The sequence below is a fragment of the Streptomyces sp. NPDC045899 genome, from assembly GCF_056431485.1.
Window position 1 is genome coordinate 17,669 of the sequence record NZ_JBWKKP010000047.1, and the last position, 9,667, is coordinate 27,335.

A 9,667-nucleotide genomic window follows, 5' to 3' on the forward strand; every position below is an offset into this window, starting at 1 on the left:
TCACCCGAAAGGGCCCTTTATCGGGCATCGCGGTAACGGGTGCCGGGCCCCCGCCTCAGCGGCTGTCCTCGGTGACCGGCCACCGGACGGTGACGGTCTTGCCCTGCGCGGTCGGTGTGACCGTCATCTGCCGGGCCAGCCGGTTGATGATGTGCATCCCCCAGCCGCCGGTACCGTCCGGAACCCCGGGGCGCGGAACGGGCGGACTGCTGCTGCTGTCGTGCACATCGACGCTGAAGACACCGTCGGTCAGCGTCGCGGTCAGCGCCCAGGAGCCCGCGGTGTGCCGGATCGCGTTGGTGATCAGCTCACTGATGACGGTCCTCACCGCCGCGGCGTCCACGGCCGGGCAGTGTTCGGCGAGGAACGCTCCGACGAGGTCCCGGGCATCGGCCAGGGACACCTCGTCGGATCGCAGCGTCAGCATCGTGCCTCCCTGCCCTGCTCGTACAACCCTTGCTCGTACAACGTGTTCCCCGTGGCCGCCGGTGGTACGGCGGCGTGCTGCCTGCTGTGCGGCGGTGTCCCGGCGCCGCGGTCCGGACGGTGACGCGGACGGTCAGTCGCCGCCGATCGCGGCCTGGGCGGACGCCAGGTCCGGGAAGTGCGGCAGATACCCCTCGGTGCCGGTGACGGCCAGCAGCCGCAGTACGTCCTGGGGCGGTGAGACCAGTACCACCCGCTGTGCACCCGCGGTGCGCAGCAGATGGTTGAGCAGCGAGGAGTCGCAGAAGGTCACCGCGCCCAGGTCGAACGCCACCGGTCCGCTGTGGTGGCGCCGGGCATCGGCGGTGGCGTGGCTGACGCTGTCGATCGTGTCGATGTCGAAGTCACCGAAGAGGGAGATCAGCCAGACGTTCCCGGCTCGTTCGGAACGCGAGACACCGGCCGGTCCTTCGAGCGTGGTCATACGGCGCCGCCCGCGTTCCCCTGTGCCTGCGGTCCACAGGGGTGCGTGCCTTGCATGGTGCGCTCGCCTCTCGTCGGCCGCCGTCACGGCGGATGGTCCCCGGTACCCCCGCTGCGAGGGCCCGTCAAGAATACGGGCGGCCGGGGGAGCGGCCTGTGGCCTCCCCGTGCGCCGTCCGTCTCCTCCCGGCTTCTCCCGTTCTCCTCCCGCCGGTGGTCATCGGACTCCCGGCCGTCTACCCCCGGCGCCCCGTCCCATTCGTGACGGCCTCCCGCTCGCCCGGTCCGCTCAGGACCGTACGGTCCCCTCGTCGGCGGGGGCGCGTTCACCGTCGCGGGCCGCCGGGTACGGATACGCGGCGATCGCGGCGCAGACCAGCGCGGCCCCCAGCAGCCAGCCGCCCAGCACATCGCTGGGCCAGTGCACGCCCAGATACAGCCGGGTCCAGCCCACGCCGAACACCGACACCGCGGCGGCCACGGCCACCGGCACGAGCCACCGGTTCCGTGCCCCGTGCAGCGCCATCACCCACAGCAGCAGACCGCAGGCGACGGTCGCGGTGAGCGCGTGGCCGGACGGGAAGGCGGCGAAGTGCGCCGAGTCCACCGGATCGGGCCAGTGCGGACGCTCACGGCCGACGACCGCCTTGATCCCCTGCTGGAGCAGGGTGCCCAGCGTCGCCGTCACCGTGACCCAGCCGGCGAGCGGCCACTCCCGGCGCCACAGCAGCCAGCCCACCATGACCGCCAGCAGGGCGCGCATCGCCCAGGGGTCCCAGACCCAGTCGGACAGCACCCGTGCGGTCTCGGTCCGGTCGTGATGGGTCACGGCGGAGTGGTGCAGGGAGACCACGATGTCCCGGTCGGCGCGGTCCAGCGGGCCCCAGGACACGGCGACCAGCGCGAGCAGGAGCAGGAAGAGCCCGAGGAGCACGGCCGAGGTGCGGGCGGGGTGGCGGATCGGCGGCTGCATGCACTCGATGATCGCTGACGGGTGGGGCGGAGTGCCAGGAGGGTGCCGACGGCGGACGGAGCGCTGTCCGTCCGCCGCGTCCGGGAGGTGCGATCGCACGGCGGAGGGGTGTCCTCGCGGGGGCGCCCCCGGGCGGAGTCCGGGGGAGGGCCCGCTCGGATGATCCCGACAACGCGGCGAGGTGCGTGCCAGGCGTCGCGGGCCCGGCGGCACCTTGCGGATACGGCCAGGCCGTGTCTTGTGGATCAGCTCGGATCAGCCCGCGGCGTCTGGTGCGGTGCGTCGCAAGGCGGAGGGGCGTCCTCGTGGCGGGCCTACTCGGATGCTCCGACAGCGCGGCGAGGTGCCGTGCCAGCCGTCGAGGGCCCGAGCTGATCCACAAGACACGGCCTAGCCCAGCACGCGCAGGGCCGGAACCAGTGTCACCAGCAGCGGGACGACCGGGACCAGCACCGCCGCGGCCGTCAGCCGCCAGCGGCGGCCCACCGGCAGGCGGGAGGCGGGGGCGAGCAGCCGGTCCACCCGCTGTGGCACCTGGGCGAGTCCGCTGGGGCAGGGGCCGAACACCCCACGGTCCTCGTTGAGTTCGACCAGCGCCAGCGCGGTGGTGGTCCGGCCGAAGCGGCGCGAGGCGGAGTCGTCGGCGGCCAGCTCCACCAGCCGGTGCACCTCGTCGCGGAATCCCGCGAAGACCGGCACCTGCGGGAAGCCGCCGGCCAGCGCGCCCGAGCAGTGCAGCAACCAGTGGTGCCGGGCGCGCGCGTGGCCCTGCTCATGGGCGATGACGGCGTCGAGCCGGCGGCCCTTGAGACGGCGCAGCGCCGCGGTGGTGATGATCAGCTGGGGGGTGGCCCCCGGCAGCAGCCAGGCGTCGGGCTTGTCGCCCTCGAGGACGACAAGGCGTTCGCCGGAGGGCTCCTCACCGGGCAACACCGGGGAGCGCACGAGGAGTTCCTCGCGGTGCCGCCTGCGCCAGGTGCGGGCGCGGCCGATCTCACGGGTGAGCATCACCGCGCTCCACACGGCTCCGGAGGCCAGTGCGAGGGCCACCGGCGCGGCCCACGGCCCGTAACCGGCGAGCGCGTACGCCTCGACGACACCGTGCGGCGCGGGGGCGAAGACGTTCCCGCGGACGGCCTCCGAAGCGGCCGCGGCGGTGAGCGCCATGGTGAGCGCGCAGCACAGCAGCACGGCGACGACGACGCACTGCCACACCCAGAGGGCGAGCACCGGTTCGCGGTCGACCCAGTCGGATCGGGACATCAGGCGTGGCGCCATCGCCGCCGCCAGTGCGCCCAGGCCCATCAGTACGAGCGGGACCATCATGGCCGCCAGCCTATGGGCGCGGTGTCGGGCCGGGGTACGGTCCCGCGGATGAAGTGACGCACACCACGGCCGGAGCGCGCATGGATCAGAGCGTGAGCAGCATGGCGAACGTCCCGATCGCCATCGAGAGCCGGCACGCGTGCCGCAGCTCGGGCCGCCGCGCCCAGGAGACCGGGCCCGCTCCCGGGTCCGCCCCGCCGTCGGTCAGCGGCACCAGCCGCAGCCCGCAGCGCACGACATAGACGGCGAAGTAGGCGAGCAGCGCTCCGGTGAGGAGGGGGACACCCGTGGTCATCCCCTCCCGCGCCACGGCACCGGTGTGCCGATGACCCCCCGCGGAGCCCGACGCCATCGCGAGCGCCGTGTAGACCATGGCCAACGCCCCTATCGCGTGGTGCAGATGGTGTCCGGACCACTCCGCGCCCCCGCGCGCCGCCGGAAGCGCCCCCACCGCCGCCACGCCGAAGACCACCGCGAAGGCGGGCGGTCCCCAGGGCCCGGGGTCCAGCGCGGCGGACGGCACCGCCATCACCGCCATCCCCCAGCCCATCAGCGCCTCGGCCCCCGCACCGCGCCGCCCCGCGCCCGGCGGCTCGCCCCGCATCCGCACCAGGCAGTACGCGCCGCTCGCCGCGCACAGCGCCACCAGCAGCCAGCCGACGAGCGGAGGTCCGTGCACGGCACACCTCCCGGGACGGACGGGGTACCGGCAGGATTCCCCGCCGCGCGCCCGGCTACGGGAGCGCACGGGCGCAATAGGGGAGCGCGACGAGGCCATCCGCCCCACGCGCTACGGTGCGGGCCATGGAGAACGGTCGGCCCCCGCGGCGCCCCGCGCACGAGCCACCTGAGGCGCATGAGATGCATGAGATGCATGAGGAGATCGAGGCGTGCCTCCTCGCGCTGGTCGAGGGACGGCTGAGCCGGGACGCCGCCGACCGGTGGGCCGCCGGATGGGTCACCGATGACACGCTCGCCCTGGACGAGTTGAGCCGGTGGGCGCTGGAGCTGCTGTACGGAGTCGACCTGCCCACCGGTCCGGACGGCGCCCGGCTCCACGACGACGCACAGCTGCGGGTATGGCTCGGGGAGTTCCGGCGGCGCCGGCAGGGGCGTGCGGCGGATCCCGGGTGACACCGGTGCGGCGCCCGCCGGGTGTGGCACGGTGATCACGCAGCCCATGGATCACCGAAGAGGAGAGACCGTGTCGAACCCCCCGCTTCCCGAGGCCGCCGTCACCATGCTGGAGAAGGCCAACCCGGCCGTCATCGCCACGCTCCGGCCCGATGGCCAGCCGGTGTCCACGGCCACCTGGTACCTGTGGGACGACGGCCGGATCCTGGTCAACATGGACGAGGGGCGCAAGCGCCTCCAGCACATCCGCGCCGATCCCCGGGTCACGCTCACCGTGCTGGACGAGGGCAACTGGTACACCCACCTGAGCATCATCGGACGCGTCGTCGAACTGCGGGACGACAAGGACCTGGCCGATATCGACCGGCTGGCCCGGCACTACATGGACCGGGACTATCCGCAGCGGGACCGCGGCCGGTTCAGCGCCTGGATCGAGATCGACCGCTGGCACGGCTGGGGCGAGATGAAGGAGAACAGCCAGCCCGGCTGACCGCCGCGCGCGCCCGGGGCGCCCGGGCGCGGACGGACCGCGGTGCCCGGCGTCAGGGCCGGTAGCGCAGCGGATGGTCCGCCGGGACCTCCACGACCGCGATGCGCACCCCGTCGGGGTCGGCGATCCACATCTCGATCAGCCCCCACGGCTCCTGCTTCGGCGGGCGCAGCACCTCCACACCGCGCGCGGCCAGCTCCGCGTGGGCCGCCGCCGCGTCCGCGACCTGGAGCCACAGCTGGAGGCCGGGCGCGGGCGGGGTCTCGGAACGGCCGGAGAGCTCCAGGAAGCCGCCGCCCAGGAAGTAGACCGTGCCCCGCTCGGGGCCGGTCCCGAACTCGCGGTAGACCGCGAGCCCGAGCGCCTCGCCGTAGAACGCCCGGGAGCGCTCGGGGTCCGTCGGCCGCAGCAGTGTGCGGCTGCTCAGTACATGCACCATGCCCGCGACCCTACGCAGCCGCCCGGTGGCCCTGGGGGCGCGCGGAGCGTTTCACGCCGTGTAGCGCGTGGCCCGCCGGATCTCCGGGAAGTCGGTGGTGCCGCCGTCGAGGCCGAGGCCGCGGGCCAGCTTCAGCTGGTCGGGGGTGTTCACGGTCCAGCCGATGACCTTCAGATCGGCGGCGTGGGCCCGCTCCACCAGCTCCAGGGTCAGCCTGCGGAGGTTGAGCACCAGCATCCCGGCGCCCACCGCCCGCGCCCGGTCGATCACATCCAGGCCGTAGCGGCTGGCGACCAGGGCGGTGCGCACCTCCGGCAGCAGGGTGCGGATCTCCGCCAGGGCCTCGTCGTGGAAGGAGATGACGTCCACCCGGCCCAGCAGGTCACGCCGGGTCATGACCTCCGCCAGCGCCCGGGCCGCGGCCACGTCCTTGATCTCGGCCTGGAGCGGTGCCCGGACGGCGTCCACGACCTCCTCGAAGACCGGGATCCGCTCACCCTGCCCGGCGTCCAGCTCCCGCAGCTCGGCGAGGGTGCGGTCGCTGATCGGCCCCGTGCCGTCGGTCGTCCGGTCCACCTGGGCGTCGTGCATCACCACGAGCGCGCCGTCCTTGCTGAGGTGCAGGTCCAGCTCGATGACGTCCAGACCCTCGTGGTCGGCGCGGACGAACGAGCGCAGGGTGTTCTCCGGCTCGACGCCCATCACTCCACGGTGTCCGATGGTGAGAAAAGTCAACGCTGTCTCGCTCTTCTGTCGGCCGCTGACGGGTGGGTGGAGGCAGGCTGCCCGGACCGGCGCACAGCCTAACGGCCGACCGGCCCCGGACGGCTGAAGCACGCCCGTGGCATGGCTTGGCCCGGATGGGGCAGGAAAAACAGCGGCGGTGCGGGTGTGAGGCCGGATAATTTCCGGTAACGCCCCTTGAGTGGGAGAACCGTCCACAGATACGGTGGCATCACGATAGTTTCTTCGGCGAAGGAGAGGTCATGACGGAAATCCTTTCGTCCGCCATAGCGGACGGTGGCGTTCTGCCTGCGGAGCGTGTTGTTGAGCACCCGGTGTGGCCGACGTTGAAGGATGCTGTCGAAACGATTCGCCCCTGGCAGTCGAAGGACGGTTCGATCGACTTCGACGCGGAGGGCGCCCCCTCCCGCGCCACCGCGGCGGCCGCCGCCGATCGGGTGATCAAAGCGATCGAGGAGCTGGCCCCGCTGCTCCCGCACAACGCCGAGTACCACCGTGCGCTGGTCGCCGATCTGCGCCGCTGGGCCGACGGCGGCTTCGAGGTGCCGGACTTCCTCGACTCGCTGCTCGCCTTCCAGCCCGCCAAGGCGCGGACCGACGGCCTCCAGCACCTGGTGGTCTTCCCCATGTACACGCAGAACGGCAACCCGGACCGCAATCTGGAAGCCGTCGTGCTGCGCATGGTCTGGCCGGACTGGCTGGCCGAGCTGGAGCGCACCCGCTACGACAACCCGCTCTACATCGGTATCGCCTTCGAGGACTTCACCTCGGGCTACGACACCAACTCCGCGGTCCTCTTCCCGGAGACCATCGCCGTCCGCGAGGCCCCCGAGCGCTTCAGCTGGGGCGGTATCTTCTGCGACCGCGAGGCCGCCCGCTTCCGCCGGGTCAGCCAGGCCGCCGTCCGCGTCCTCGGTATCGAACTGCCCGAGGACATCGCGGAGATGCTGGCCGACCAGGACCGCTGCCAGGAGGCGTTCGCCCTGTGGGACATGGTCCACGACCGCACCCACAGCCACGGTGACCTGCCCTTCGACCCCTTCATGATCAAGCAGCGGCAGCCGTTCTGGATGTACGGCCTGGAGGAGTTGCGCTGCGACCTCACCGCCTTCAAGGAGGCCGTGAAGCTGGAGGCCGAGGGCTTCTCCCAGGCCCGTGACGTCCAGTACGCCGTGATCTTCGACCGGATGTTCCGCTTCCCGGTCACCGGTGACCGCGTCCGCAACTACGACGGGCTCGGCGGTCAGTTGCTCTTCGCCTACCTCCACCAGCACGACGTCGTACGCTGGACGGACAACACCCTGCACATCGACTGGGCCCGTGCCTCGCAGGTCACCAACCAGCTGTGCGGCGAGATCGAGAAGCTCTACCGCGACGGTATCGACCGTCCCAAGCTCGTCCACTGGTTCAAGGCGTACGAGCTGGTGTCCACCTACCTGGCACCGCACCCCGGCTCGGTGTGGGCCAAGGGTCCCGACGCCCTGGACCTGAACCAGCCGCCGCGCAAGCTGGTCGACGATGTGCTCCCCGACGAGTTTCCGCTCAGCATGTTCTACGAGGCGCTCGCCAAGAAGCTGCGTGACGTGGTTGCCTCCACCAAGGGGATCACGGCCGGCGACGATCTGCGGACGGCCGCGTGAGCCCCGTCGAGGGACAGTCCGACGGACATTCGGCAGGGAAGACCGAGGAGGCAACGACCATGACCACACCGACGTCGAGCCCGACCCCCAACGAGCCGGGCGACACGAGCCCGCTCGACGGTGCGGTCGTGGCGGTGGCGGGGGCGGCGGGCCCCGCGGGCCGCGCCACCCTGCTCCGGCTCGCCGAGGCCGGAGCGACCGTCGTGGCCTCCGACGCCGACCCCGCCCGGCTGGCCGAGGCCGTCGACGCTGCGCGCTACGCCCACGGCGGCGCCACCGTCACCGGTGAGACCGTCGACCTGCTCGACCTGGACGCCACCCGCGCCTGGGTCGACCGCACCGAGAAGGAGTTCGGCCGGATCGACGGTCTGGTGCACCTGGTCGGCGGCTGGCGCGGCAGCAAGACCTTCCCCGACGCCCCGCTCGCCGACTGGGACACCCTGCACAACCTGCTGATCCGCACCGCCCAGCACACCTCGCTCGCCTTCCACGACGCCCTCCAGCGCAGTGGCAACGGCCGCTATGTCCTGATCAGCGCGGCGGGCGCGTCCCAGCCCACCGCCGGGAACGCCGCGTACGCCGCCGCCAAGGCGGCCGCCGAGGCATGGACGCTCGCGCTCGGCGACTCCTTCCGCAAACTGGGGGGCGAGGGCGGACCGTCCGCCGCCGCTGTCATCCTGGTGATCAAGGCGCTGGTGCACGACGCCATGCGCGCGGAACGCCCCAACGCGAAGTTCGCGGGCTTCACGGACGTCAAGGAGCTGGCCGAGGCCATCACCGGAGTCTGGGACCGGCCCGCGCAGGAAGTGAACGGAACCCGTCTGTGGCTGACTCCCAAGCCGTGAGGACCGACGCCCGTCGCCATCACGACCCCGAGATACGCGGATTCGCCAGCGACAACTACGCGGGCGCACATCCGGAGATCCTCGCCGCCCTGGCCCTCGCCAACGAGGGCCACCAGGTGGCCTACGGCGAGGACGACTACACCGCGCATCTGCAGTTCATCATGCGCAGCCACTTCGGTCCCGACGCCCAGGCGTTCCCGGTCTTCAACGGCACCGGCTCCAATGTCGTCGCCCTGCAGGCCCTCACCGACCGCTGGGGCGCCGTCATCTGCGCCGAGTCCGCGCATATCAACGTGGACGAGTGCGGTGCCCCCGAGCGCGTCGGCGGGCTGAAGCTGCTCACCGTGCCCACCGAGGACGGCAAGCTCACCCCCGACCTCATCGACCGCCAGGCGTGGGGCTGGGACGATGAGCACCGGGCGATGCCGCAGGTCGTCTCGATCGCCCAGAACACCGAGCTGGGCACCGTCTACACGGTGGACGAGATCCGGGCCATCTGCGACCACGCCCATGAGCGGGGGATGAAGGTCCACCTGGACGGGGCGCGGATATCCAACGCGGCCGCGTCGCTGGACGTGCCGATGCGCTCGTTCACCAATGTGGCGGGCGTGGACATCGTGTCGTTCGGCGGCACCAAGAACGGCATGCTGTTCGGCGAGGCCGTCGTGGTGCTCAACCCGGACGTCGGGCGGGCCATGAAGCATCTGCGCAAGCTGTCCATGCAGCTCGCCTCCAAGATGCGGTTCGTCTCCGTCCAGCTCGAGGCGCTGCTCGCCCGCGACCTGTGGCTGCGCAACGCCCGCCAGGCCAACGCCATGGCCCGGCGGCTGGCCGATGGCGTCCGCGGGGTGGACGGAGTGGAGATCCTCTACCCGGTGCAGGCCAACGCGGTCTTCGCCCGGCTCCCGCACGACGTCAGCGAACGCCTCCAGAAGCGCTACCGCTTCTACTTCTGGGACGAGGCGGCCGGGGACGTGCGCTGGATGTGCTCCTACGACACCACCGAGGAGGACGTCGACGGCTTCCTCGCGGCGCTGAAGGAAGAGCTCGGCAAGGCGTAGCGCCGAACGGACGACGCATTGAAGGGGGGGGGGGGGGGGGGGGGGGGGGGGGGTGGGGGTGGGTGGGGGGGGGGGGGTGGTAGTGCCTCTTCACAGTACCAGAGAA

At 72.1% G+C, this 9,667-nt stretch carries 12 protein-coding genes; 5 read left to right on the forward strand and 7 right to left on the reverse strand.

Annotated elements, in window-relative coordinates:
* Positions 1 to 55: 55 nt before the first annotated feature.
* The 5 genes from AC07FT_RS35755 to AC07FT_RS35775 all read right to left on the reverse strand — a co-directional run bounded on the left by AC07FT_RS35755 (position 56) and on the right by AC07FT_RS35775 (position 3,887).
* Positions 56 to 427, reverse strand: coding sequence for an ATP-binding protein (locus tag AC07FT_RS35755; protein ID WP_471206508.1), 372 nt, complete (start codon positions 425 to 427; stop codon positions 56 to 58).
* Between the two features lie 132 nt (positions 428 to 559).
* Positions 560 to 910, reverse strand: coding sequence for an STAS domain-containing protein (locus tag AC07FT_RS35760; protein WP_479180322.1), 351 nt, complete (start codon positions 908 to 910; stop codon positions 560 to 562).
* Positions 911 to 1,198: 288 nt separating this feature from the next.
* A complete protein-coding gene (locus tag AC07FT_RS35765; RefSeq protein WP_479180323.1) occupies positions 1,199 to 1,882 on the reverse strand; it encodes a phosphatase PAP2 family protein in 684 nt (227 codons plus the stop codon).
* Positions 1,883 to 2,272: 390 nt separating this feature from the next.
* Positions 2,273 to 3,208, reverse strand: a complete 936-nt coding sequence (locus AC07FT_RS35770) for a M56 family metallopeptidase (RefSeq protein WP_471206502.1) — start codon at positions 3,206 to 3,208, stop codon at positions 2,273 to 2,275.
* Positions 3,209 to 3,293: 85 nt separating this feature from the next.
* A complete protein-coding gene (locus tag AC07FT_RS35775) occupies positions 3,294 to 3,887 on the reverse strand; it encodes a DUF5134 domain-containing protein (RefSeq protein ID WP_479180324.1) in 594 nt (197 codons plus the stop codon).
* A gap of 182 nt (positions 3,888 to 4,069) precedes the next feature.
* Here AC07FT_RS35775 and AC07FT_RS35780 point away from each other — a divergent pair, with 182 nt between their 5' ends.
* Both AC07FT_RS35780 and AC07FT_RS35785 read left to right on the forward strand, forming a co-directional pair.
* Positions 4,070 to 4,342: a hypothetical protein gene (locus tag AC07FT_RS35780; RefSeq protein WP_479180325.1), complete on the forward strand. Its 273-nt coding sequence runs from the start codon at positions 4,070 to 4,072 to the stop codon at positions 4,340 to 4,342.
* Positions 4,343 to 4,412: 70 nt separating this feature from the next.
* Positions 4,413 to 4,832: a PPOX class F420-dependent oxidoreductase gene (locus AC07FT_RS35785; protein ID WP_479180326.1), complete on the forward strand. Its 420-nt coding sequence runs from the start codon at positions 4,413 to 4,415 to the stop codon at positions 4,830 to 4,832.
* 52 nt (positions 4,833 to 4,884) lie between these two features.
* Here AC07FT_RS35785 and AC07FT_RS35790 read toward each other — a convergent pair whose 3' ends face one another.
* Positions 4,885 to 5,271 (reverse strand): VOC family protein, encoded by a 387-nt coding sequence (locus AC07FT_RS35790; RefSeq protein WP_431776914.1) that lies wholly within the window; start codon positions 5,269 to 5,271, stop codon positions 4,885 to 4,887.
* Between the two features lie 51 nt (positions 5,272 to 5,322).
* Positions 5,323 to 6,006 (reverse strand): glycerophosphodiester phosphodiesterase, encoded by a 684-nt coding sequence (locus AC07FT_RS35795; protein WP_479180328.1) that lies wholly within the window; start codon positions 6,004 to 6,006, stop codon positions 5,323 to 5,325.
* Positions 6,007 to 6,257: 251 nt separating this feature from the next.
* Between AC07FT_RS35795 and AC07FT_RS35800 the strand changes: the two genes are divergently transcribed.
* Genes AC07FT_RS35800 through AC07FT_RS35810 form a run of 3 tightly spaced genes read left to right on the forward strand, consistent with a single transcriptional unit; the run spans position 6,258 to position 9,561 of the window.
* Positions 6,258 to 7,655, forward strand: a complete 1,398-nt coding sequence (locus tag AC07FT_RS35800) for a DUF6421 family protein (protein WP_479180329.1) — start codon at positions 6,258 to 6,260, stop codon at positions 7,653 to 7,655.
* Between the two features lie 59 nt (positions 7,656 to 7,714).
* Complete coding sequence (locus AC07FT_RS35805; protein ID WP_254741778.1) at positions 7,715 to 8,500, forward strand: SDR family NAD(P)-dependent oxidoreductase; 786 nt, start codon at positions 7,715 to 7,717, stop codon at positions 8,498 to 8,500.
* On the forward strand, positions 8,497 to 9,561 hold the full coding sequence (locus AC07FT_RS35810; protein ID WP_254741776.1) for a threonine aldolase family protein: 1,065 nt from the start codon (positions 8,497 to 8,499) through the stop codon (positions 9,559 to 9,561). Before AC07FT_RS35805 ends, AC07FT_RS35810 begins: the two co-directional genes overlap by 4 nt.
* Positions 9,562 to 9,667 lie beyond the last annotated feature (106 nt).